A 22,251-nucleotide genomic window follows, 5' to 3' on the forward strand; every position below is an offset into this window, starting at 1 on the left:
ATGGTATATAAAAGGATTGTACACGTTTGTTAATGGAATATTAAATACCGAGTGGATAAATATCGTGGCCTAGCGCACGCCACTCGGTTAATTGTTGGTGTTGAGCGGCCGTCTGGTTATCGCCGCACCACACCAGAAGTGTCCGGCCCTCAAACAGTTCCGGTCGCAGTTGATTGAGCGAGTGAGCCAGTACGTCAACCCGCCATCCTTGCTGGCTGGCGACCCAGCCCTCCAGCCATAACCGGGTGGTATCGTGAATATTCCAGCCGACGACCAGCGCGTCTTTACCTTGTTTCTTACGGGCTGAGGCGAGGCAAATCGCAATGTAGTTAATCAGCACGCCGTCAAGAATGCCGAGCAGTGCCTGAAGAATAGGTTGCTGACATTGCAGGCGTCGCCGCAGCGGAATGAACAGATGGGTGTTCAGCGTCTGGGCGGGATAATCCTGGCCACGTTCTTTGATCCACAATCGCAGACTATGCAAATTATTACTTTGCAAATAGCTCAACAGCGTTTCTTGCTGCTCGCGCCAGCCGTTGTGCACATCAATGCTCTCATTGCTGAGCAACATTTTAACCTTACTGACCTGCACACCGTTGTTTATCCAGCGTTTGATCTCGCGGATCCTGTCGATGTCCGCGTCGTTAAACAAACGATGACCGCCGTCTGTGCGCTGCGGTTTCAGTAATCCATATCGCCGCTGCCACGCACGTAAAGTGACAGGGTTAATATCACAAAGCAAAGCCACTTCACCGATGGTGTAAAGCGCCATTTGTTGTCTCACTCTTGCTCGCGAGGTCCCAGTTTTACTTTAGACGCTCTTTTGCGAACCAGGTAGTTTTGTCTGTTTTTTGCTCACGGAATGGGTGATTTTGTAGTCATACCCACGCTTTTGAGTGACCGTTCTCACAAATTCCTCATTTTTTGCAACAGTTCAAAGAAAGTTACGCGCAGCCCATGTATGTTACGCGCTTTTAAGAAGACTGTGGTTGGCGGGTATGTACGAGTTTAATCTGGTGTTGCTGCTGCTACAGCAGATGTGCGTGTTTCTTGTTATTGCGTGGTTAATGAGCAAAACGCGTTTATTTATCCCGCTGATGCAGGTCACTATCCGGCTGCCGCACAAACTCCTTTGCTACGTCACCTTTTCCATCTTTTGCATTCTGGGTACCTACCTGGGGCTGCATATTGAAGACTCCATTGCCAACACCCGTGCGATTGGCGCGGTGATGGGTGGCTTGCTTGGCGGCCCGGTGGTTGGGGGGCTAGTCGGGTTGACTGGCGGCCTGCATCGTTATTCGATGGGCGGAATGACCGCGCTGAGCTGCATGATCTCGACCATTGTTGAAGGACTGCTCGGCGGGCTGGTACACAGCGTACTGACCCGTCGCGGTCGCACTGATAAAGTCTTTAGCCCGCTGACGGCGGGCGCGATCACCTTTTTTGCCGAACTGGTGCAGATGCTGATCATTTTATTGATTGCGCGTCCCTTTGATAATGCGCTGCATCTGGTGAGCAATATTGCCGCGCCGATGATGGTCACCAATACCGTGGGTGCAGCCTTATTTATGCGTATTTTGCTCGACAAACGGGCCATGTTCGAAAAATACACCTCGGCGTTTTCAGCCACTGCGCTAAAAGTTGCCGCCTCAACGGAAGGCATATTGCGCCAGGGGTTTAACGAGGTTAACAGCATGAAGGTGGCCCAGGTACTGTATGAGGAGCTGGACATTGGTGCAGTGGCGATAACCGATCGCGATAAGCTGCTGGCCTTTACCGGAATTGGTGACGACCATCATCTGCCAGGTAGGCCGATTTCATCCTCTTATACCCAAAAAGCGATTGATACCGGCGAAGTGGTGTATGCCGACGGCAACGAGGTACCTTACCGCTGCTCACTGCATCCGCACTGCAAATTAGGCTCGACGCTGGTGATCCCTTTGCGTGGTGAAAACCAGCGGGTGATGGGGACCATCAAACTGTATGAAGCCAAAAACCGCTTATTTAGTTCGATCAACCGCACGCTTGGCGAAGGGATTGCGCAGTTGCTGTCAGCGCAGATCCTTGCCGGGCAATATGAACGGCAAAAAGCGATGCTCACACAGTCAGAAATTAAGCTTCTGCATGCGCAGGTGAATCCCCATTTTCTGTTTAATGCGCTCAATACCATTAAAGCGGTGATTCGCCGCGACAGCGAGCAGGCCAGTCAGTTGGTGCAATATCTGTCGACCTTCTTTCGCAAAAACCTCAAACGGCCGTCAGAAATTGTGACGCTGGCAGATGAAATTGAACACGTTAACGCCTATCTGCAAATTGAAAAGGCGCGCTTTCAGTCGCGCCTGCAGGTCACTTTAACGGTACCGGATGAACTTTCGCATCAGCAATTGCCAGCATTTACGTTGCAGCCCATTGTCGAGAATGCGATTAAGCACGGTACCTCTCAGCTACTTGATACCGGTGAAGTCTCCATTACCGCCCGGCGAGAAGGGCAGTATCTGATGCTGGATATCGAAGATAATGCCGGCCTGTATCTGCCGACAACCGAGGCCAGCGGGCTGGGGATGAATCTGGTGGATAAGCGACTACGTGAACGGTTTGGCGATGATTTTGGCATCAGCGTAGTGTGTGAACCTGACCTCTTTACCCGAATCACTTTACGACTTCCCCTGGAGGAACTGGCATGATCAAAGTGTTGATTGTGGATGACGAACCGTTAGCGCGGGAAAATCTGCGGATCCTGTTGCAGGAGCAAAGCGACATTGAGATTGTGGGGGAATGTTCGAATGCCGTTGAGGCCATCGGCGCGGTGCATAAATTGCGCCCTGATGTGCTGTTTCTCGATATCCAGATGCCACGTATTAGCGGTCTGGAAATGGTGGGCATGCTCGATCCTGAACACCGTCCGTATATTGTTTTTCTCACCGCATTTGATGAGTATGCGGTGAAAGCCTTTGAAGAGCATGCCTTTGATTATTTGCTCAAGCCGATTGAAGAAACCCGGCTGGAGAAAACGCTGATCCGTTTACGCCAGGAGCGCACGAAGCAGGATGTGTCGGTGCTGCCGGAAAACCAGCAGGCGCTAAAATTTATTCCGTGTTCCGGTCACAGCCGCATTTATCTGCTGCAAATGGACGATGTTGCGTTTGTCAGCAGCCGCATGAGCGGCGTTTTTGTCACCAGCAGCGACGGCAAAGAAGGCTTTACCGAACTTACGCTGAGAACGCTGGAGAGCCGCACGCCGCTGTTGCGCTGCCATCGACAATATCTGGTGAACATGGCGCAGCTGCAGGAGATTCGCCTGGAAGATAACGGCCAGGCCGAGTTGATTTTACGTAACGGCCTGACCGTGCCGGTGAGCCGCCGTTATCTTAAAAGCCTAAAAGAGGCGATTGGTCTGTAAAACTGGTACACTGCGCGCCATTGCATCACCGACAGTTGAAGGCTCTATGCTAAGTAACGACATTCTTCGTAGCCTGCGCTACACCCTGAAAGCGAACAATAACGACATGGTGCGGATCCTTGCGCTTGCTGACATGGAATCCACCGCCGCAGGTTTCGACACCTGGATGACGAAAGAAGATGAAGACGGGTTTATTCGTTGCCCGGACATCATTCTCTCCGGTTTTCTAAACGGCCTGATCTACCATCTGCGCGGTAAAGATGATTCGGCGCCGGAGCTGGCGCTTGAGCGTCGGGTGAACAACAATACGGTGCTGAAAAAGCTGCGTATTGCCTTTTCACTGAAAACCGATGATATTCTGGCCATTATGACCGAGCAGAAATTCCGCGTGTCGATGCCGGAAATTACCGCCATGATGCGTGCGCCGGAACATAAAAACTACCGCGAGTGTGGAGACCAGTTTTTACGTTATTTCCTGCGTGGTTTGACTCACCGGGTACATCACACGAAAGCGTGATTTAATACCCGCAGGTCCGTGCATGCGTAGCGCTAACGGGCAAAAAAAAGCCGGATAATAATCCGGCTTTTTTTGTTTATTTCACCTGTTGGCCAGGTTTGGCGCCTTCGTCAGGGCTTAACAGGAAGATGTCTTTCCCGCCAGGGCCGGCGGCCATCACCATGCCTTCAGAAATGCCGAAGCGCATTTTACGCGGTGCCAGGTTAGCCACCATAATGGTCTGACGACCAATCAGCACCTGCGGGTCCGGATAGGCTGAACGGATGCCGGAGAAGACATTACGCTTTTCACCGCCCAGATCCAGGGTCAGGCGCAGCAGTTTGTCGGAGCCGTCAACGAACTCGGCGTTTTCGATCAGCGCCACGCGAAGGTCAACTTTGGCAAAATCGTCAAAGGTGATGGTTTCCTGAATCGGGTCGTCCGCCAGCGGGCCGGTAACCGGTGCGGCAGCCGCTTTCACTTCTTCTTTTGATGCTTCAACCAGGGCTTCAACCTGTTTCATGTCGATGCGGTTGTACAGCGCTTTGAAGGTGTTGACCTTGTGGCCGAGCAGCGGCTGCTGGATGGCATCCCAGGTCAGTTCGCTGTTCAGGAATGCTTCGACACGCTCGCTCAACGTTGGCAGAACCGGTTTCAGGTAGGTCATCAGGACGCGGAACAGGTTAATACCCATGGAGCAAATCGCCTGCAGATCGGCGTCACGGCCTTCTTGTTTGGCGACAACCCACGGAGCCTGTTCGTCAACGTAGCGGTTAGCCACGTCGGCCAGCGCCATAATTTCACGAATGGCTTTACCGAACTCGCGGCTTTCCCACGCTTCGCCAATCACTGTCGCGGCGTCGGTAAAGGTCTTGTACAGTGCCGGATCGGCCAGTTCAGCTGCCAGTACGCCGTCAAAACGCTTACTGATAAAGCCCGCGTTACGGGACGCCAGGTTGACCACTTTGTTGACGATGTCGGCGTTAACGCGCTGAACAAAATCTTCGAGGTTCAGGTCGATGTCATCGATACGTGAAGAAAGCTTCGCCGTGTAGTAATAGCGTAGGCTGTCGGCATCAAAGTGCTTCAGCCAGGTGCTGGCTTTAATGAAGGTTCCGCGAGATTTTGACATCTTCGCGCCGTTCACCGTCACATAACCGTGGACGAACAGGTTAGTCGGTTTACGGAAGTTACTGCCTTCCAACATGGCAGGCCAGAACAGGCTGTGGAAATAAACGATATCTTTACCGATGAAGTGATACAGCTCGGCGTCAGAATCTTTTTTCCAGTATTCATCAAAGCTTGTGGTATCGCCGCGCTTGTCACACAGGTTTTTGAACGAGCCCATATAGCCAATCGGCGCATCCAGCCAGACATAGAAGTATTTGCCTGGCGCATTCGGGATTTCAAAACCGAAGTACGGTGAGTCGCGGGAAATGTCCCACTGCTGCAGGCCGGATTCAAACCACTCCTGCATTTTGTTCGCAACTTGTTCCTGCAACGCGCCGCTGCGCGTCCATGCCTGCAGCATTTCGCTGAATGACGGCAGGTCAAAGAAGAAGTGTTCGGAGTCACGCATGACCGGCGTCGCGCCAGACACCACGGACTTCGGCTCGATAAGTTCGGTTGGGCTGTAGGTCGCGCCGCACACTTCGCAGTTATCGCCGTACTGATCCGCTGCCTTACATTTCGGGCAAGTGCCTTTAACGAAACGGTCCGGCAGGAACATGCCTTTTTCCGGGTCGTACAGCTGGGAGATCGTGCGGTTTTTAATAAAACCGTTTTCTTTCAGGCGCGTGTAAATAAGCTCGGACAGCTCCCGGTTCTCATCGCTGTGCGTGGAGTGGTAGTTGTCGTAGCTGATATCAAACCCTGCAAAATCAGTCTGATGCTCCTGACTCATTTCACCGATCATCTGCTCTGGTGTAATGCCAAGCTGCTGAGCCTTCAGCATGATTGGCGTACCGTGTGCGTCGTCCGCGCAGATGAAGTTTACCTGGTGGCCGCGCATTCGCTGGTAACGGACCCAGACATCAGCCTGGATGTGCTCCAGCATATGGCCGAGGTGGATGGAGCCGTTGGCGTACGGCAGCGCGCACGTTACCAGAATTTTCTTCGCGACTTGAGTCATAGTGGGCAATTACTTCTTTTGTAGTGAAAAGGGCTTTGATAGTACCAAAATGGTAATTACTGCGCCAAGTGATAAGGGCATTTATCCGTAAATGAATAATTGTCGCGGTTGGAGTAAACTAGCTGGTGACAATCGTCTTTCAGAACAACAAAAAGGAGTCGGGATGAACGCACAATCCCAGGCCAAATCACCAGAAACCCTGCGCGCTATGGTCGCCGGGACGCTGGCGAATTTTCAACATTCAACCCTGAAGCATAATCTGACGACGCTAAAAGCGTTGCACCATGTCGCCTGGATGGATGACACGCTGCACGTTGAGCTGGTGATGCCGTTCGTCTGGCACAGCGCGTTTGAAGTATTAAAAGAGCAATGCAGTGCCGATCTACTGCGTATCACCGGCGCGAAAGCCATTGACTGGAAACTGTCGCACAACATTGCGACGCTGAAGCGCGTGAAAAACCAGCCGGGTATTAATGGTGTGAAGAACATCATTGCCGTTAGCTCGGGCAAAGGTGGCGTAGGCAAGTCCTCAACCGCCGTTAACCTGGCGCTGGCGCTTGCTGCGGAAGGGGCGAAGGTCGGTATTCTCGATGCCGATATTTATGGCCCGTCTATCCCGACGATGCTCGGTGCAGAAAATCAGCGCCCGACCTCACCGGACGGCACCCATATGGCGCCGATTATGTCTCATGGCCTGGCAACCAACTCCATTGGTTATCTTGTCACCGACGATAACGCCATGGTGTGGCGCGGCCCGATGGCCAGTAAAGCGCTGCTGCAGATGCTGCAAGAAACGTTATGGCCAGATCTGGATTATCTGGTCCTGGATATGCCGCCGGGCACCGGTGACATTCAGCTGACGCTGGCGCAGAACATCCCGGTAACGGGGGCGGTTGTAGTAACCACACCGCAGGACATTGCGCTTATCGATGCCAAAAAAGGCATTGTGATGTTCGAAAAGGTAGAAGTGCCGGTTCTGGGCATCGTTGAGAACATGAGTATGCATATCTGCAGCAACTGTGGTCATCATGAGCCGATCTTCGGCACCGGTGGCGCGCAGAAGCTGGCGGAGCAATATCGTACTCAACTGCTGGGACAAATGCCTCTGCACATTTCTCTGCGTGAAGACCTCGATCGCGGTACGCCGACGGTTATTAGCCGTCCTGACAGCGAATTCACGGCGATTTACCGTGACCTGGCAGGACGTATCGCCGCACAGCTGTACTGGCAGGGTGAAGTTATTCCGGGCGAAATTGCCTTCCGCGCGGTGTAATTTATAGTGTTACAGATATTCACCGCATCAACGTATTATTGATGCGGTGAATGCTTAGAGTGAAAAGACTTCGTAATATTGTTTATCCTGCCTGTATAATTCATGTCTTTTTCCGAATAAATCACCTCAATGCATCATTGCAATTGATCAAATCAAACCAATTAATCTACAATCTCAATTGGTTTTAGCAAGGAAGTTAACCCATAATTAACCGGACCGACGGCGAATGCGCTGTTTTCCACCCATACAGGAATAATGAATGCAATGAAAATTGGTTTATTGTTGGGACTTATTACTCTGGCTTATGGAATGAGTTCTTCTGTCTTCGCTTCTGATACTGCCACATTAACCATCAGTGGCAGGGTGACTGAATCGACGTGCAGCGCTGATGTTGTTAACAATAAAGTGCAGCAACGCTGCGGCGGCACCACCTTGACTCCAAACATCCACGAGGTTGCGTCTCATCCTGTAAGAGGCGTGGTGACCGAGCTTGTGCCCCTGGGAGGGGATGCCGCTCGGCAAATAGTGTTAAGCCGTTACGATTAATATACGGAAAATACTATTAAGCACCAATCATAATTATGAATGATTGGTGCTTTTTTATTATCCTCAAGAATAATATCGAATGATTAATTACGCTAATTTATTAAATGCTAAAATAGTATTCGCTATTACTTATTTGTTGTAATTATATTGCGGTTTATAATTTGTTTTAAATCAATAAAACAAGGTGTTTACATTGCGGTAACGTTTCTGATGTGAGAATTTAATTTCAGGAGTTGAACCCTCTTAACAAATAGAAATTAATTCATTAAGGAAGATACTATGAAACGTTCAATTATTTCTGCTGCTGTGCTGTCTGTTGTATTTATGAGCGCTGGGGTTTTTGCTGCTGATACCGATCAGGGGGAATTGATTATTACTGGTAAAGTGGTCGGAACAACCTGTAAATTTACGGGGGATAGCACGGCGACTATTGGTATGAACCAAATTGGTACTGATAGATTAAATGCCTTAACTGCTGGCGGTGTTTATGACGGATACTCAAATAAAACTACCGTGCCATTATCTGTAGAATGTACGGGGAATACAGCACCGAAAATTACTTTCTCCAGTTCCCAATTTGATAGCGCTAATAAGTATATTACACGAAACACTGCCGCAAATAATGGTGCTGGCTTCTCCGTTTACTATGGTGATGATTTTACTAAACCGGTTAACCCTGAAGAAGGTATTACGCTAACTAAAACTGCAGACAATAAATATACTCTGAACTTTAGTGCACGCTACGCGAAAATTGGCACTGCCGCTGTCTCTGCTGGTGACGTTGCCTCTTCACTGACGATGACCGTTGTTACTGATTAAGATTACTATTCTGTTTATCGGCGGCTCTGGTCGCCGATTATTCCCGTAGTAAGGATAGTTATAATGAAAAAAATATTAGCATTATTATTGGCTGGCACAGTATTGCCTGCGTGGGGAGGGGTTTATATTTACGGCACGCGTGTCATTTATCCGGCACAGAAAAGAGAAATTACCGTACAGTTAATGAATGAAGGTAGCCGTAGTTCCCTGGTTCAGTCCTGGATAGATGATGGAGACACTAGCCTGCCACCAGAAAAAATCCAGGTGCCATTCGTGATGAATCCTCCTGTGGCTAAGGTCAGCGGAGGTTCTGGTCAACAATTGAAAATTAAGCAACTGGCAAATACGCTGCCAAAAGATCGTGAAAGTCTTTTTTTTCTTAATGTGTTAGATATTCCTCCTAATTCTGCGGAATCAGAAGGTAAGAATATGATTAAATTTGCTATGCAGAATCGCATCAAATTTATATATCGTCCGCAGGGTATTGCCGGTGTAGATGAAAAAAGCTTTTCTCGCTTAAGCGTCAGATATGTCAGTGGTGGCATTAATATCAAAAACAATTCCGCCAACTGGATAACGATACCTGAGTTAGTGGGTAATGCGAAAATAAACAGCGAGACAGTGTTACTTGCTCCGTGGTCAGATAAAAAGGTTGTTACCGCTGCTGTCGTTAATCATTACAAGATCACTCTTATTGATGATCACGGGAACTACCTAAGTGAAAAAATAAAAACGGAAAGATAGTCAAGGACTGATTATGTCAAAGATAAACTCCATTACACTGGCAATCCTGTCGGTGTTGGCCACTTCATCCGCATGGGCTGAAGAAGACACATTTGATACCCACTTTATGATCGGCGGTTTGAACGGTGAGAAAATATCCCGCTATCAAATTGATGATGGTAAGCCAATGCCTGGCATATATGAAATGGATATTTATCTTAATAATCAGTGGCGTGGTCGGTACGATATTAATATCAAAGCCGATCCTGATGCGACATGTTTATCCTTGGCACAATTGCAGCAAATTGGTATTCGCACCGAGAATATTAAAACGGATAAAAAAGAGGGGGGCGTGTCGCTACGTGCAGCAGTGCAGGGCGGCAGTGTCGGTTATGACATTGGGCAATTTATTCTGAATTTAAGTGTGCCGCAGGCGTATGTGCTTGAATATGAACCAGGATATATGCCGCCTGAAGCCTGGGATCGTGGGGTTGATGCGTTTTATACATCTTATTACGCCAGCCAGTATTACAGTAGTTATAAACACGGTGGCGATGATAAAAGTAGCTATGTGAACCTGAATAGCGGATTGAACCTGCTGGGTTGGCAGTTGCACTCAAATGCCAACTATACGAAAGGTAACGAGGACAGCGGCAATTGGAAAAGCAACACGCTATATATGGAGCGCGGTATCCCGCAAATACTTGGCACGCTACGTACCGGAGATATGTACACCGGTTCGGATATTTTTGACGCGGTACGTTTTCGTGGTGTACGTATCTGGCGCGATATGCAAATGTTACCGAACTCAAAACAGAATTTTACCCCAGTAGTCCGTGGGATTGCCCAGAGTAACGCGCTGGTAACCATCGAACAAAACGGCTTTGTTATTTACCAGAAAGAAGTACCACCAGGCCCATTTGCTATTGATGATCTACAGCTCGCTGGCGGCGGCGCGGATTTAGATGTGAGCGTGAAAGAGGCCGACGGTTCGGTATCTCATTATTTGGTGCCTTATTCATCTGTGCCGAATATGCTGCAGTCGGGCGTATCGAAATATGATTTTGCTGCAGGGCGTAGTCATATTGAGGGGGCTGGCAATCAGTATGATTTCCTACAAGGCAGCTATCAGTATGGTCTGAACAATCTGCTAACGGTCTATGGCGGTACAATGCTGTCGCAGAACTATTTTTCATTTGTGCTTGGGACCGGCTGGAATACGCCCATTGGTGCGGTATCGGTAGATGCCACGCGATCGCATAGCGAGCAAGACAATGGCGATGTATTTGATGGCCAGAGCTATCAGGTTGCGTGGAACAAGTATGTCGCCCAGACCGGCACGCAGTTTGCGCTGGCAGCTTTACGTTATTCCTCGCGGGATTATCGTACCTTTAATGACTACGTATGGGCGAATAACAAAAATCACTATGACCGCGATGAAAATGATGTTTACGACGTTGCGGACTACTACCAGAACGACTTTGGCCGTAAGAACAGTTTTTCCCTGAACATCAACCAGGCACTGCCTGCTGATTGGGGATTTCTGGCCGTCAGCGGTTTGTGGCGCGACTACTGGCAACGTAGTGGGACGGGTAAAGATTATCAGTTGAGTTATTCGAATACCTGGCAGCGTGTCAGCTATACCTTTGCTATTAGCCAGACCTATGATGAGGATAACCACGAGGATAAGCGTTTTAACCTGTATATATCGATTCCGTTTTCCTGGGGGGACGGTATTTCCACGCCGCGGCGTGATTTGTTCGTCTCTAACTCAACGACGTTTGATGATGATGGTTATCAATCGAACAACACCAGCTTAAGCGGGGTGGCGGGTAATCGCGATCAATTCAGCTATGGCGCCAACCTTAGTCACCAACGACAGGGGAACGAAACAACGGCGGGCGGTAGCATGGTCTGGCGAGCGCCAGTGGCGACCTTTGGCAGCAGTTATAGTCAATCGAATAAGTATCAGCAGGCCAGCGGCAATATTCAGGGTGGTTTGGTGGTGTGGTCAGATGGTGTCGCGTTAGCGCCTCGGCTTTCAGATACATTCGCCATTGTTAATGCGCCTGGATTGCAGGGCGCGGCTGTGCAAGGACATCGTTATTTAACAACCAATAGCAAAGGTTACGCGATTTACGACAGTTTGACGCCGTACCGTGAAAATATGCTGATGCTGGATCTTTCCGAGAGTAAAAGCGATGTGGCACTCCTGGGCAATAGAAAAGGCGCAGTACCCTATCGCGGCGCAGTCGTGATGATGGAGTTTGAAACCGATCGGCGTCAACCCTGGTACTTCATTGCCGAGCGTCCGGACGGTTCTCCGTTGTCTTTCGGTTATGAAGTGGAGGATGAAACCGGTAATAATGTTGGCCTTGTGGGCCAGGGTAGCCGGTTATTTATTCGTACCAACGACATTCCTGCCTCGATACGCGTCGCAGTTAATAAACAACAGGGACAATTCTGTACGATTACCTTCGATAAGGCGATTGATGAGAATAAAGTATATATTTGCCGCTAAGGATGCAAGATATGAAAGGATACGTATTTTTGATATTGCTTCTGTTGTCATCCTTTGGCGCAGATGCCGGGTGTACATTTCAGACAAAAAATGGCGCGCTAACGACAATTAATCTGGATATGACATCCGGAACAGCGACGAATAAAATTAATCTCAATTCCAGTAGCGATATAGTGTGTACTGCCAATAGTGACAGTTTATATTATACATCGCCCCTTAAGGATTATATTGTTGCAATTCAGGGTAATAGCGGCAAAAAGGTTTTAATAAATATCAATCTGACCAGCAATGATTTCCCAGTTAGCATTGGTAAGAAAACGGTTAGTGCGAGTGAAGTGTTGAATACTAAAAGCTTTACTATAACAGCAAGTTATGTAAATTCAGGAACGGCTAAGCAGACGGTATTTGACGATGCGTTTAGTATGAGTGATTCTGCGGTGAGTATTACTGCTGAAAATTCCTGCACATCCAACTGGTTTATTTATGGCCTTTGTTGGTTATCTGGTCGTTTATCAACTGGCTCTGTTTATACCCAGAATATTAACTTCACTGTTATACACAAGCCTACAACCTGTCGTTTTTCTCAGTCGACATACGAAATTAAAATGCCAGATACAACATTAAATGAAATGAACGCGGCAAATAATACCAAATCAGGGTCGACTAATTTGGTACTGAATTGCAACAGTGTTTACAATGTCACCACCAACCCCGTGAGTTTTAAGGTGGCTCGCGGTGACTGGGATGAAAGCGGGAAAATACTAAAAAATACGATAACAAATGGCGCAAAAGGGGTAGGGTTCCAGATATATAATGGTACTGCTACTACTCCCCTAAAACTGGGGGATACTTTGATGAACAGAATTACTAAACTGGAAACAATCAACAATCAGTACACTTTCCCTGTCACTGCGAAATATGTTCGCGTAACAGGTGAATCATTACGACCTGGTGAGGTTCAAAGTAAGGTGATATTTGCAGTATCTTATGACTAATTGATTTGCGGATATTTCACGTACTTTCCAGCTGAAAGTACGTGTTTTTATCTTATTACCGGTGATAAAAAATCTCGCCGTCGTAGGCTTTGATGATCTTGCCATCGGCATCATTGACCAGCACATACGCGCCGCCCATGTAGGTCCAGTGGGTGCCTGCCGTCGGTGCGGGCAGGTTACGCAGGTTCCACTGCTTAATGGTGTATTCTTCGGTGAGATACAGGGGCGGAACCTTGTCACCGGGTTTGAAATGGGTAAAGTCAGCAATAAAGCCGCTCAGCTCATATTTATCGATGCCTTTAGGGGCTGCGATGGCGGCAGGCGCTGCCCAGACGGTGCTGGTTACGAGCAGCACTGCACCCAGCAACATTTTATTCTTCATACCCATCCTCTCTACTCATTCGGGTCGTCAACAACGTTCGTGTATCATTCCGGGCTTACAGGATATCTGACAAGCACTATTTTGTGAGAACTCCAGTTATTTCGTAAAAAGTGTAAATGAAGTACGAGCAGGCGGCAACGTTGAACCGCAATTTAGCAATACCGCTGCTGCTCTGCAATTTACATCAGTTTGTTGTGATACAGTCACAGGACGACATCGCAAGATGTCAGCATCTTTACTATCTTCAATCAATAAAGGCGACCGAAGTCGCCTTATGATTGTTTACCCCTTGGAAAGTTGGGCTTTTACGACTGTATCGGCTTCAACTTTAAGAGAGAGTACATAACCTTGTTTCTTCCATAAACCGTTATTAGGTTTCCATCCTTTAGCAAGGAGATATTCAGCACTGGTAGAAATTGGTTGATTTAGTACGTGATCGGCATCAGCAGTAAATGCGTTAGAGCCTGATTTAGCCTTCGCATTTTGCGCTTTGGTTTTGTGAATATCACAAGTCCCATCACCATCACTAACTTGTGTGCAACCAGAACGCTCTAATTGAGCGCGATAGTGTGCATTAATTGCATGAGCAGGCATAACGGCGAAAGAGCATACAAGAGCAATCAGGGCTAATTTAGTTTTCATGATAAACCTTAGTTATGATGAGAATGTTTTTTCGCGTCCAGTTTACGGCTATTTTCCGTGTAAGTCTGATAACGATCGGCGTTGGCGCGATTATCAGCATGATATTGCTCAAAGCACGCGGTACGATCAATGCCGTTAGCTTCACAATCATCAAGATATTGTTTTTCCAGATTACAACCGGAAAGTGAAAAAGCGCCTGCTACGATAGCTATCATCATTAATTTATTATACTTCATTCCCAAGCCTATAATTAATTATTATTACACTAACCCGCCATTTTTGAAATGACGATGTTATACATCACCTGATAAATACACCTGGAGCTACAAGACATAAAGAAACGATTGCGGAAACAATCACTCCTTTTGTCATGTTGTTGTTAACCTTAAGAGGTATAGACAAAAACCTTTTTATCCATATGAAACATCAATGTGTTTGATTGATATAAAGCCTAACCGCGGTTATCGGTATAAATCAATACAGATTAATCTTTAAATCATAATCTTTTTTAGTGAAGTGAAATAACTATCTGATAGGCCAAGGATTTAGATGACAACAGAGATCACAAAAAAACATCCGGGGCTATGGCTTTAGGGTGTGTGTTTTTTTATTTAATGTTTACATGTAGATAAGTTATCTTTAAATAGGTGATTTAACCACCTACAATCTGGCATTAACAAAATAGCTCCTTAACTGCTCATGATGATCGAATGGAAAACTACCTTTTATCTCTTTATTCTATATTAAATACGTATTAGTGGATTTAATCAATTATTTATTGCTGATCAGGTCGCAGGTGTTTTATCTTGAAAATGCTTTTTGTATTAGGATAGGGGGTTAATGAGATGGTTGTAATTCAAAATAACTCTTTTTAAGAGGGGCATTACTGCCCCATAAGTATCAAAACTCTCTTGATAACGTGATGTATCCATTAAATCTAATAGAGCATTCATCCTTGTTCATCAGGCTGGATGCAATAAACACATCTTTTTTTTTCGCCTTATTCATATAAGTATATTTAGCTGTGATAGATTTTACACCATTATAATAATAGCTAGAGAAATAAATCTTATTATATGTATGTTCTGTTTTCTCCTTACTAGGATCTTTATTGTAATCAATTCGTGCTAAAGATTCCGCATAGGTTTCAGAGATTGGAGAAATATCAATGATATCTACTTTGGCTTTATTTTTATCAACAGTTGATGTATCAATTTTTAGATCTTTTGATAGCGCATCAAATAAAGATGATTCCATTGATAAGCCAACAGCGGCGCATCCATAATCTTTTGCATATGCAAATATTGAGATTAAAGAAAATGAACAGACTAACAGTTTTTTAAACATAATTAATCTTCCACTACTAAAACTTTATCGCTGCTAGCGTCAATGATTTTACGATATGGCAAGTTAAGGATAATGCAACCATCAGAAGCTTCTCCAGGATGGGCAGCACTATCACCATGAATCATAAAACCATCACGCCCACACATTTGATTTTCAATGTATGGCGTAAGTCTCATCGTCCATGCTCTAGTTCTACGATGGTAGAAAGCGGGGCCGATAGTGTAAGTGCCTCTAGGAAGTGGGCCGTTATCTTTTACACACTCATTAGCAGAATCATTTTTATATCCAGGTCTGCCAGAATATTTAGCATCAAATTGATAGGTTCCATTCAGATAAAAGCTGTGAGCGCTTACTTTATAAACCCAAGTCATTACGCTGCCTCCTTATTTCCGTTCCATGAATCAGAATGAATTATATTTCCATCAAGATAATGCCAGGTGATTTTTTCATATGCCAAATAGAATGCTTCAAGATGGTTGTGTTTTTCAAATGTAGGTTTTTTTATGTCAAACATGAAAGGTTCAATTTCATTAATTCTGACATTATCCATTGTTACACGGAAATATTCTTCTTCTTGTCCGTTATAGTTTATGCGGTAGAACTTTAATACAGCTTGTTTAAATTTTCTGCCGGATGATACACCTTGATAGAGGTAAGGAGATGAACAATCGACTTCTTTGATTAGTGCGTAATCTCCATGCTGGCGCTTACTGGTGATCTTTCCGGTTTTGTCGTCAGTTGATAACTCTACATTATGCATAAGCTCTAAAATCTCTATAGAATCTTCTCTACCATGCACATCAACACTGCCTTTAACTTGATTTCCTGCATCATCGGTAAGCCATAGATACACAGGTATTGCCATATCAAAATCCCTCTTAATTATGCTGGTATTGAGCGTTAATTGTACTACTTATGGATGTATACGGAGAATATTTTTCCGAGAAACCTATTGAAATAAAAGTGATTTAAGTAAAACTACATTGGGTGTTAGGGTAATCCCCCCGAAAAACCGGTGAGATAAGCACTGTGATAAATGCTGTGTTAAATCGAAAATTCTTGCTCCTGGGGCTAAGCCCCGGTTACACTAAATATCTACACATTTTCAATGTGTAAATGATTGTTTTATAAATGAAATGACTCGGGGTGCCCTTCCTTGTGAAGGCTGAGAAATACCCGTACCACCTGATCTGGATAATGCCAGCGTAGGGAAGTCTGACACTGCTCGTGTCCCTTCTTTCACGCGGGCAGGAGCTGAACCATGCAGCCTGACCTGCACAGCCGCGCACTCGCGGCCCACGCCTTACATCAATTTAGAACCCTTTCTCCGCTCACGCATTGTATGACCAATGAGGTCGTGCAGAATTTTACCGCCAATACGCTTCTGGCATTGGGCGCGTCACCTGCGATGGTGATTGAACCCGAAGAAGCCAGCCAGTTTGCGGCTGTTGCCCATGCCGTGCTGATTAATGTCGGTACGCTGACCGAGAGCCGCGCCATTGCTATGCGTGCGGCGGTCGAGCAGGCGCAGCGGGCGAATACGCCCTGGACGCTCGATCCCGTTGCCGTTGGGGCACTGGAGTTTCGCCGTCGTTTTTGCCTGGATTTGCTCTCGCTCCAGCCTGCTGCCATTCGCGGTAACGCCTCTGAAATACTCGCGCTAGCGGGAATGCGCGGAGGTGGGCGCGGTGTAGATACCACCGACACAGCAGCCGCTGCGCTGCCGGCGGCACAGGCGCTGGCATGCCGGGTCGCCTCCATCGTCGTGGTAACCGGGGAGGTGGATTACGTTACCGATGGCCAGCGTACCGTGAGTATTCGCGGTGGCGATCCATTGATGACGCGTGTCGTTGGCACCGGATGTGCGCTGTCGGCGGTGGTGGCTGCCAGCTGTGCGCTGCAGGGTGACCGGCTGAGTAACGTCGCGTCTGCCTGTAGCTGGATGAAACAGGCCGGTGAATTCGCCACTGAACACTCGACAGGGCCAGGAAGCTTTATTCCTGCATTCCTTGATGCTTTATATAACCTGAACGCGCAGGAGCTGGCATGAAACGGATTAACGCATTAACAATTGCCGGAACCGATCCCAGCGGTGGTGCAGGTATTCAGGCGGATTTAAAAACATTCTCTGCGCTCGGGGCCTATGGCTGCTCGGTCATCACGGCTCTGGTGGCGCAAAATACGCGCGGTGTGCAGTCGGTTTATCGGATCGAACCTGATTTTGTTGCCGCGCAGCTGGACTCCGTGTTCAGCGATGTACGCATAGATACCACCAAAATCGGTATGCTGGCAGAAACGGATATTGTGGAAGCGGTCGCCGAGCGTTTACGCCGCTTTCAGGTACGAAATGTGGTGCTTGATACAGTGATGTTGGCGAAAAGCGGCGATCCGCTGCTGTCCTCCTCTGCGGTAGAAACGCTGCGTACTCGCCTGCTGCCGCAGGTGTCGATCATTACCCCGAATCTGCCGGAGGCCGCCGCATTGCTCGAAACAAACCATGCCCAAACGGAGCAGGAAATGCTGGCGCAGGGGCGTGCTCTGCGGGCATTGGGCTGCGAGGCGGTGCTGATGAAGGGCGGTCATCTGGATGACGCGCAAAGCCCTGACTGGCTGTTTACTCGCGAGGGCGAGCAGCGCTTTACCGCGCCAAGAGTGAAGACCAAAAACACCCATGGCACCGGTTGTACGCTGTCGGCAGCGCTGGCGGCGCTACGCCCGCGTCATGCAAACTGGGCCGATACGGTGCAGGAGGCCAAAATATGGCTCTCGGCTGCACTGGCCCAGGCAGATTCCCTGGAAGTGGGCGAGGGGATAGGTCCGGTACACCATTTCCACGCGTGGTGGTAGCAGGGATAAATGCGTATACTGGCTGAAGATTCAGCGGTCAGGAAAAAGATAAATGGAACAAGCGCATACCCAGCTTATCGCGCAACTGAATGAACGCATTTCGGCGGCGGATAACACGCCGCTGTATCTTAAATTCGCCCAAACGGTGAAGAACGCTGTCCGCAGCGGCATCCTCGAGCATGGCAATATTCTGCCCGGTGAGCGCGATCTCAGCCAGCTGACCGGCGTTTCGCGCATTACGGTGCGTAAAGCGATGCAGGCGCTGGAGGAAGAAGGGGTAGTGACCCGCGCCCGTGGTTACGGAACGCAGATCAACAATATCTTTGAATATTCGCTAAAAGAAGCGCGCGGCTTTTCTCAGCAGGTGGTGTTACGCGGAAAAAAACCAGATACGCTGTGGGTCAATAAACGCGTGGTGCCGTGTCCGGAAGAGGTGGCGCAGCAGCTGGCGATTACCGCCGGCAGTGACGTTTTTCTGCTTAAGCGTATTCGCTATGTGGATGAAGACGCCGTATCCATTGAAGAGTCCTGGGTCCCTGCGCATCTTATTCATGATGTGGATGCTATCGGCGTCTCGCTGTACGACTATTTTCGCAGCCAGCATATTTTCCCGCAGCGCACGCGCTCCCGCGTCAGCGCCCGCATGCCGGATGCGGAGTTCCAGTCGCACATTCAGATGGACAGCAAAGTGCCGGTGCTGGTGATCAAGCAGGTCGCGCTTGACCAGCAGCACCGGCCCATTGAATACAGCATCAGTTACTGCCGCAGCGACCTATACGTCTTTGTGTGCGAGGAGTAACGCGCCGCGCGAGGGGGCGCAATCGCCGCCGCGATGCCCGACCACCCACGATCCCACCGCGTTGCCAAGCAACACGGCATCGGACAGCGACCAGCCAGATGCCAGCCCGGCCAGCATGCCGCCTGCGTGACTGTCGCCAGCGCCAATGGTGTCAACCACGTTCGTTGGAAATGCAGGCACGCAGCCGGATGTCGTTTCACTGAAATACCATGCGCCGTCTTTATCGTGGCGAACTACCACCGGCGTGGCAAAGCGCTTCACCCACTCAGCGCCAAAACCCTCGACATCCACGCTTAACCTGAACCGTTCTGCGGCAATGTCTGCTTCCTGCCGATTCAGTGACACCAGCGGGTGACAGGCCAGTATTCGCGCCATTAAGGTATCGGAGATGTCGCCGATGCGTGGCCCAAAATCGATAAATGGCGTCACCTCATCCAGACTCTCCAGCCACTGCACCAGAAGCTCGCCGCACGGCGAAGCCAGCTGATAGCCGGAAAGATACACCAGACTGTGGCGCGGGATCGTCAACTGCGCAAGCCAGTCGGCGTTCCACTGATTTTCGACGCCGCTGAAGGACATAAAGGTGCGTTCACCGTCCGGCTCAACTAGCGCCAGACACCAGCCATTATCACCTTCGGCATGATCAATCAGACTGTGTAAACCCTCTTTTGCCATCCGGTTGCGGATGATATCTGCCCACACGCCTTGACCTAGCGGCAAGGCATTGCTGGCGTCGATACCTAAACGCTTAAGCGCGACGGCGATGTTCAGCGCACAGCCGCCAACATTAACGCCTTGTTGTTTAAGCTCGATGTCACAACCGCGCCAGGGCAGGGCATACGCATCGGCAATTACATCGATCACCGCTGCACCGACTACCGTCACCGGGCGCTGGGTGTGCAACTGCGGGATAAGTGCCTGCAAACGCGTGGTGCTCATCGCGCCTCCCGTTGCTCACGCAGGCGCATTAATCCGCTGGCGTAGCGGGTAAAGTCCAACTGATTGACCGCATCCAGTTCCTGTTTCAACACAGGGTCAATCGCGCCGACGCCGTGCAGTGCGCCGCAAATTGCCGTCGCCATGGCACCGATGGTGTCGGTGTCACCGCCAAGATTCGCACACAAAATAGCGCAGCGCTTAGGGTCGGTGTGTGCCAGTTCCACCATGGCGATAGCGCAGGGCACGGATTCAATGGTGCTGGTGCCAGCTCCCACCACCTGATACAGCTGCTCACTGGCAGACTCGATACCGTTAGCATCGCGGACGATTTTCAGTGCCAGTTCGAGGCGCGCCGCGAGCGATGCGCTAAAGGTGGTGATCCGTTTTTGCTGGGCGTGGTGGGCAATGGCGGGAAGCGCATCGACAATATCGCACCATTGTTCGCCGTCGATCGCGCGCGACACTGCCCACGCGACTACCACGGCCCCGGCCACCGCCAGATCCGATTTATGCGTCGGGCTGGACGCCAGCGCCACATCATCAATGAAGGCATCAAGATCGTGTGCGGGTAGCAGGCAGCCTAACGGTGAAACGCGCATGGCCGCACCGTTGGTGACACCGTTGTTTTCCAGCTCAGTAACGGGTTTTCCGTCGCGGATGGCCTTAAGGGCAATCTTCGAGGTGGGGCCCAGCACGTTTTTATTGAAGGCATCGAAATCTTCCGCCCAGGCCAGGATATTTCGGCCAATGACGTCGGGGACAATTTTCCCGTCGCATTCCAGCAGAGCATCTGCCAGGCACAGCGCCATGGCTGTGTCATCAGTGAACTCCGCCTGGTTAAAATAGCAGGCGGCGTTATTTTCCGCGGGGCCGGGCAAAAAGCGGTCGATCCAGCCAAAGTGTGCTTTCACGCGGGTTCTGGGCCATAGCTCTGACGGCATGCCCATCGCATCCCCTAACGCTTGCCCATAAAGAGCACCGAGAATACGCTCTGCTTTCATTTTACTTCCCCTTTTTTCAATGCCAGATCGCGGTCGTTCACGTTAATTGCGGTGATTTCTTTGTCAGACTCGCGAAAGAAAATCATAAACAGTACGGCAATGACGGCAATCATGACTGCGCCAAATCCCCACATGCCCGCCCAGTTAAAGGTGAGACCGTTAACCGGTTCTTTATACGCAAACATTTTTTCCATCATCACCCCGCCCAGGCGATAGCCCAGCAGACTGCCGAATCCCTGACAGCAGAGGGTGATCAACCCCTGTGCGGCGGTACGCATATGCACAGGCGCTTTTTTATCCACGTAGATATAGGCCGTAACATAGTAGAAATCGTAACTGACGCCGTGCAGCAGAATGCCGAGAAACAGCAGTGCGTAGGTGAAATATTCTTCCGCGCCGCCGTAGACGAAAAAGCCATAGCGGATCGCTGCAGTAATAAGACCAAGCAATAATACCTTTTTAATGCCAAAGCGCTTAGTAAAGAACGGCAGCGCCAGCATAAAGAAGATTTCCGAGAACTGACCCAGCGTCATCCAGCCGGTGGCATTTTTCATTCCGACTTCGGTCAGGTAACCATTGGCGAAGATGTAGTAAAACGCCAGCGGCATCGCAAACAGGAACGAACAGAAGAAAAAGACAAGGAAGTTCTTATCACGCAGCAGGATCAGTGCATCCAGCCCCAGCATAACTTTGATATCCATCTTGCCGGTACTTTTTGGCGGCGTATCCGGCAAGAAGAAGGCGAAGACACCCAGCAGCGCGGAGCTCCCGGCGGTGATCAGCAACGGGATATTGGTGGGGGAGATATCGCTGTAGCCCAGCATTTGCGGTAAGAACCCGCAGGCTAAACCGGAGGCAATCCAGCCAATGGTGCCCATCACGCGGATGCGTGGGAAGTCACGCTCGACGTCCGGGACGTTGGCAAAGGCAATACTGTTGGTCAGCGCAATGGTGGGCATATAGGTCAGTGAATACGCCAACAATAGCGGGAAGAAGCCGCCGAAGGTGGTCTGCTGCGCGGCGAAGTACATCAGAATGGCGCCGACGAACATTAACACCGCCAGGACTTTTTGCGCGGAGAAAAAGCGGTCGGTGAGCGAACCGACAAAAATCGGTGACAGGATTGCGGCAATGGCGGTACAGGCGTAGGACCAGCCAATTTCTCCGGCGCTGAATCCGCTTTTACTCAGCCACAGCCAAAGCGGTACAAACCAGGCGCCCCAGATAAACCACTCCACGAACATCATGAACGACAGCTTTGCTGTAGTTTTCATCTTTACATCCTTCATGACAGGTAAGGTACGTTTTCATAGTACCAGTAGATAATACCTTTAAAATACCTTTGTGTTTTAATTTTGACCGCCTTAACGTTTTTTAATGCCTGAATCGA

The 22,251-nt window shown here is 49.1% G+C and carries 22 protein-coding genes, 1 pseudogene and 1 riboswitch; of the genes and pseudogenes, 12 read left to right on the forward strand and 11 right to left on the reverse strand.

Going from position 1 to position 22,251, the window contains the following annotated elements; translation table 11 throughout:
• Positions 1-40: 40 nt before the first annotated feature.
• Positions 41-772 carry an HTH-type transcriptional regulator MlrA gene (mlrA, locus tag FCH32_RS02360; RefSeq protein ID WP_115258046.1) on the reverse strand — a complete coding sequence of 244 codons (732 nt, stop codon included), beginning with the start codon at positions 770-772 and terminating at the stop codon, positions 41-43.
• A 226-nt stretch (positions 773-998) separates the two neighbouring features.
• On the opposite strand from mlrA, the gene FCH32_RS02365 reads away from it, so the two are divergent.
• From FCH32_RS02365 to FCH32_RS02375, 3 genes are read left to right on the forward strand one after another with little or no spacing between them, the layout of a single operon-like run.
• Complete coding sequence (locus FCH32_RS02365) at positions 999-2,684, forward strand: sensor histidine kinase (protein WP_096756509.1); 1,686 nt, start codon at positions 999-1,001, stop codon at positions 2,682-2,684.
• Positions 2,681-3,400: a two-component system response regulator BtsR gene (btsR, locus tag FCH32_RS02370; RefSeq protein ID WP_115258047.1), complete on the forward strand. Its 720-nt coding sequence runs from the start codon at positions 2,681-2,683 to the stop codon at positions 3,398-3,400. Before FCH32_RS02365 ends, btsR begins: the two co-directional genes overlap by 4 nt.
• A gap of 46 nt (positions 3,401-3,446) precedes the next feature.
• Positions 3,447-3,917 (forward strand): YehS family protein, encoded by a 471-nt coding sequence (locus tag FCH32_RS02375; protein ID WP_115259919.1) that lies wholly within the window; start codon positions 3,447-3,449, stop codon positions 3,915-3,917.
• A 76-nt stretch (positions 3,918-3,993) separates the two neighbouring features.
• Here FCH32_RS02375 and metG read toward each other — a convergent pair whose 3' ends face one another.
• Positions 3,994-6,027 (reverse strand): methionine--tRNA ligase, encoded by a 2,034-nt coding sequence (gene metG, locus FCH32_RS02380; RefSeq protein WP_115258048.1) that lies wholly within the window; start codon positions 6,025-6,027, stop codon positions 3,994-3,996.
• Between the two features lie 163 nt (positions 6,028-6,190).
• On the opposite strand from metG, the gene apbC reads away from it, so the two are divergent.
• The 6 genes from apbC (at position 6,191) to FCH32_RS02410 (ending at position 12,904) form a co-directional block, all read left to right on the forward strand.
• Positions 6,191-7,300 carry an iron-sulfur cluster carrier protein ApbC gene (apbC, locus tag FCH32_RS02385; RefSeq protein ID WP_096756512.1) on the forward strand — a complete coding sequence of 370 codons (1,110 nt, stop codon included), beginning with the start codon at positions 6,191-6,193 and terminating at the stop codon, positions 7,298-7,300.
• Positions 7,301-7,564: 264 nt separating this feature from the next.
• A complete protein-coding gene (locus FCH32_RS02390) occupies positions 7,565-7,846 on the forward strand; it encodes a DUF2574 family protein (RefSeq protein ID WP_174360419.1) in 282 nt (93 codons plus the stop codon).
• Between the two features lie 279 nt (positions 7,847-8,125).
• Positions 8,126-8,665, forward strand: a complete 540-nt coding sequence (gene yehD / locus FCH32_RS02395) for a fimbrial protein YehD (protein WP_174360420.1) — start codon at positions 8,126-8,128, stop codon at positions 8,663-8,665.
• Between the two features lie 63 nt (positions 8,666-8,728).
• Positions 8,729-9,409: a fimbrial assembly chaperone gene (locus tag FCH32_RS02400; RefSeq protein WP_153244956.1), complete on the forward strand. Its 681-nt coding sequence runs from the start codon at positions 8,729-8,731 to the stop codon at positions 9,407-9,409.
• Positions 9,410-9,422: 13 nt separating this feature from the next.
• Positions 9,423-11,909, forward strand: a complete 2,487-nt coding sequence (locus FCH32_RS02405; protein WP_174360421.1) for a fimbrial biogenesis outer membrane usher protein — start codon at positions 9,423-9,425, stop codon at positions 11,907-11,909.
• An 11-nt stretch (positions 11,910-11,920) separates the two neighbouring features.
• The gene (locus FCH32_RS02410) at positions 11,921-12,904 is read left to right on the forward strand and encodes a fimbrial protein (protein WP_174360422.1); all 984 of its coding nucleotides are present in this window, start codon (positions 11,921-11,923) and stop codon (positions 12,902-12,904) included.
• Between the two features lie 55 nt (positions 12,905-12,959).
• Here the strand turns inward: FCH32_RS02410 and FCH32_RS02415 are convergent, their stop codons facing one another.
• The 6 genes and pseudogenes from FCH32_RS02415 to FCH32_RS02440 form a co-directional block, all read right to left on the reverse strand.
• Positions 12,960-13,292 carry an RcnB family protein gene (locus tag FCH32_RS02415; protein ID WP_174360423.1) on the reverse strand — a complete coding sequence of 111 codons (333 nt, stop codon included), beginning with the start codon at positions 13,290-13,292 and terminating at the stop codon, positions 12,960-12,962.
• A 465-nt stretch (positions 13,293-13,757) separates the two neighbouring features.
• Positions 13,758-13,928: pseudogene (locus tag FCH32_RS23395) on the reverse strand (hypothetical protein); the annotation flags it as partial.
• 8 nt (positions 13,929-13,936) lie between these two features.
• The gene (locus tag FCH32_RS02425) at positions 13,937-14,146 is read right to left on the reverse strand and encodes a hypothetical protein (protein ID WP_174360424.1); all 210 of its coding nucleotides are present in this window, start codon (positions 14,144-14,146) and stop codon (positions 13,937-13,939) included.
• 682 nt (positions 14,147-14,828) lie between these two features.
• On the reverse strand, positions 14,829-15,275 hold the full coding sequence (locus tag FCH32_RS02430; protein ID WP_174360425.1) for a Shiga toxin A subunit: 447 nt from the start codon (positions 15,273-15,275) through the stop codon (positions 14,829-14,831).
• 2 nt (positions 15,276-15,277) lie between these two features.
• Positions 15,278-15,646 (reverse strand): tlde1 domain-containing protein, encoded by a 369-nt coding sequence (locus FCH32_RS02435; protein WP_115258053.1) that lies wholly within the window; start codon positions 15,644-15,646, stop codon positions 15,278-15,280.
• Complete coding sequence (locus tag FCH32_RS02440; RefSeq protein WP_174360426.1) at positions 15,646-16,140, reverse strand: Hcp family type VI secretion system effector; 495 nt, start codon at positions 16,138-16,140, stop codon at positions 15,646-15,648. The genes FCH32_RS02435 and FCH32_RS02440 overlap by 1 nt, the downstream gene beginning before the upstream one ends.
• Before the next feature lie 267 nt (positions 16,141-16,407).
• Positions 16,408-16,504: riboswitch (TPP riboswitch) on the forward strand.
• A 32-nt stretch (positions 16,505-16,536) separates the two neighbouring features.
• Between FCH32_RS02440 and thiM the strand changes: the two genes are divergently transcribed.
• From thiM to FCH32_RS02455, 3 genes are read left to right on the forward strand one after another with little or no spacing between them, the layout of a single operon-like run.
• Positions 16,537-17,325 carry a hydroxyethylthiazole kinase gene (thiM, locus tag FCH32_RS02445; RefSeq protein WP_174360427.1) on the forward strand — a complete coding sequence of 263 codons (789 nt, stop codon included), beginning with the start codon at positions 16,537-16,539 and terminating at the stop codon, positions 17,323-17,325.
• Positions 17,322-18,122, forward strand: a complete 801-nt coding sequence (gene thiD, locus FCH32_RS02450; protein WP_117343237.1) for a bifunctional hydroxymethylpyrimidine kinase/phosphomethylpyrimidine kinase — start codon at positions 17,322-17,324, stop codon at positions 18,120-18,122. The genes thiM and thiD overlap by 4 nt, the downstream gene beginning before the upstream one ends.
• Positions 18,123-18,174: 52 nt before the next feature.
• Entirely contained in the window at positions 18,175-18,921 is a 747-nt protein-coding gene (locus FCH32_RS02455) for a GntR family transcriptional regulator (protein WP_096756525.1), read from the forward strand.
• Here the strand turns inward: FCH32_RS02455 and FCH32_RS02460 are convergent.
• From FCH32_RS02460 to FCH32_RS02470, 3 genes are read right to left on the reverse strand one after another with little or no spacing between them, the layout of a single operon-like run.
• The gene (locus tag FCH32_RS02460) at positions 18,895-19,860 is read right to left on the reverse strand and encodes a PfkB family carbohydrate kinase (RefSeq protein ID WP_137399526.1); all 966 of its coding nucleotides are present in this window, start codon (positions 19,858-19,860) and stop codon (positions 18,895-18,897) included. The genes FCH32_RS02455 and FCH32_RS02460 overlap by 27 nt on opposite strands.
• Entirely contained in the window at positions 19,857-20,861 is a 1,005-nt protein-coding gene (locus FCH32_RS02465) for an ADP-ribosylglycohydrolase family protein (RefSeq protein WP_137362660.1), read from the reverse strand. The genes FCH32_RS02460 and FCH32_RS02465 overlap by 4 nt, the downstream gene beginning before the upstream one ends.
• Entirely contained in the window at positions 20,858-22,135 is a 1,278-nt protein-coding gene (locus tag FCH32_RS02470; protein WP_117343241.1) for a nucleoside permease, read from the reverse strand. The genes FCH32_RS02465 and FCH32_RS02470 overlap by 4 nt, the downstream gene beginning before the upstream one ends.
• Positions 22,136-22,251: the final 116 nt, after the last annotated feature.

The organism is Citrobacter gillenii (assembly GCF_013337685.1).
GTDB classification, from domain to species: domain Bacteria; phylum Pseudomonadota; class Gammaproteobacteria; order Enterobacterales; family Enterobacteriaceae; genus Citrobacter; species Citrobacter gillenii.

Excerpts from the sequence above, each read along its gene's own strand:
- FCH32_RS02400 (WP_153244956.1), top strand. The coding sequence starts at position 8,729 with ATGAAAAAAATATTAGCATTATTATTGGCTGGCACAGTATTGCCTGCG.
- FCH32_RS02460 (WP_137399526.1), bottom strand. The coding sequence starts at position 19,860 with ATGAGCACCACGCGTTTGCAGGCACTTATCCCGCAGTTGCACACCCAG.
- btsR (WP_115258047.1), top strand. The coding sequence starts at position 2,681 with ATGATCAAAGTGTTGATTGTGGATGACGAACCGTTAGCGCGGGAAAAT.
- FCH32_RS02435 (WP_115258053.1), bottom strand. The coding sequence starts at position 15,646 with ATGACTTGGGTTTATAAAGTAAGCGCTCACAGCTTTTATCTGAATGGA.
- mlrA (WP_115258046.1), bottom strand. The coding sequence starts at position 772 with ATGGCGCTTTACACCATCGGTGAAGTGGCTTTGCTTTGTGATATTAAC.
- FCH32_RS02470 (WP_117343241.1), bottom strand. The coding sequence starts at position 22,135 with ATGAAAACTACAGCAAAGCTGTCGTTCATGATGTTCGTGGAGTGGTTT.
- metG (WP_115258048.1), bottom strand. The coding sequence starts at position 6,027 with ATGACTCAAGTCGCGAAGAAAATTCTGGTAACGTGCGCGCTGCCGTAC.
- thiM (WP_174360427.1), top strand. The coding sequence starts at position 16,537 with ATGCAGCCTGACCTGCACAGCCGCGCACTCGCGGCCCACGCCTTACAT.
- FCH32_RS02440 (WP_174360426.1), bottom strand. The coding sequence starts at position 16,140 with ATGGCAATACCTGTGTATCTATGGCTTACCGATGATGCAGGAAATCAA.
- FCH32_RS02465 (WP_137362660.1), bottom strand. The coding sequence starts at position 20,861 with ATGAAAGCAGAGCGTATTCTCGGTGCTCTTTATGGGCAAGCGTTAGGG.
- FCH32_RS02415 (WP_174360423.1), bottom strand. The coding sequence starts at position 13,292 with ATGGGTATGAAGAATAAAATGTTGCTGGGTGCAGTGCTGCTCGTAACC.
- thiD (WP_117343237.1), top strand. The coding sequence starts at position 17,322 with ATGAAACGGATTAACGCATTAACAATTGCCGGAACCGATCCCAGCGGT.
- FCH32_RS02455 (WP_096756525.1), top strand. The coding sequence starts at position 18,175 with ATGGAACAAGCGCATACCCAGCTTATCGCGCAACTGAATGAACGCATT.
- FCH32_RS02365 (WP_096756509.1), top strand. The coding sequence starts at position 999 with ATGTACGAGTTTAATCTGGTGTTGCTGCTGCTACAGCAGATGTGCGTG.
- yehD (WP_174360420.1), top strand. The coding sequence starts at position 8,126 with ATGAAACGTTCAATTATTTCTGCTGCTGTGCTGTCTGTTGTATTTATG.
- FCH32_RS02425 (WP_174360424.1), bottom strand. The coding sequence starts at position 14,146 with ATGATGATAGCTATCGTAGCAGGCGCTTTTTCACTTTCCGGTTGTAAT.
- FCH32_RS02405 (WP_174360421.1), top strand. The coding sequence starts at position 9,423 with ATGTCAAAGATAAACTCCATTACACTGGCAATCCTGTCGGTGTTGGCC.
- FCH32_RS02430 (WP_174360425.1), bottom strand. The coding sequence starts at position 15,275 with ATGTTTAAAAAACTGTTAGTCTGTTCATTTTCTTTAATCTCAATATTT.
- apbC (WP_096756512.1), top strand. The coding sequence starts at position 6,191 with ATGAACGCACAATCCCAGGCCAAATCACCAGAAACCCTGCGCGCTATG.
- FCH32_RS02390 (WP_174360419.1), top strand. The coding sequence starts at position 7,565 with ATGAAAATTGGTTTATTGTTGGGACTTATTACTCTGGCTTATGGAATG.
- FCH32_RS02410 (WP_174360422.1), top strand. The coding sequence starts at position 11,921 with ATGAAAGGATACGTATTTTTGATATTGCTTCTGTTGTCATCCTTTGGC.
- FCH32_RS02375 (WP_115259919.1), top strand. The coding sequence starts at position 3,447 with ATGCTAAGTAACGACATTCTTCGTAGCCTGCGCTACACCCTGAAAGCG.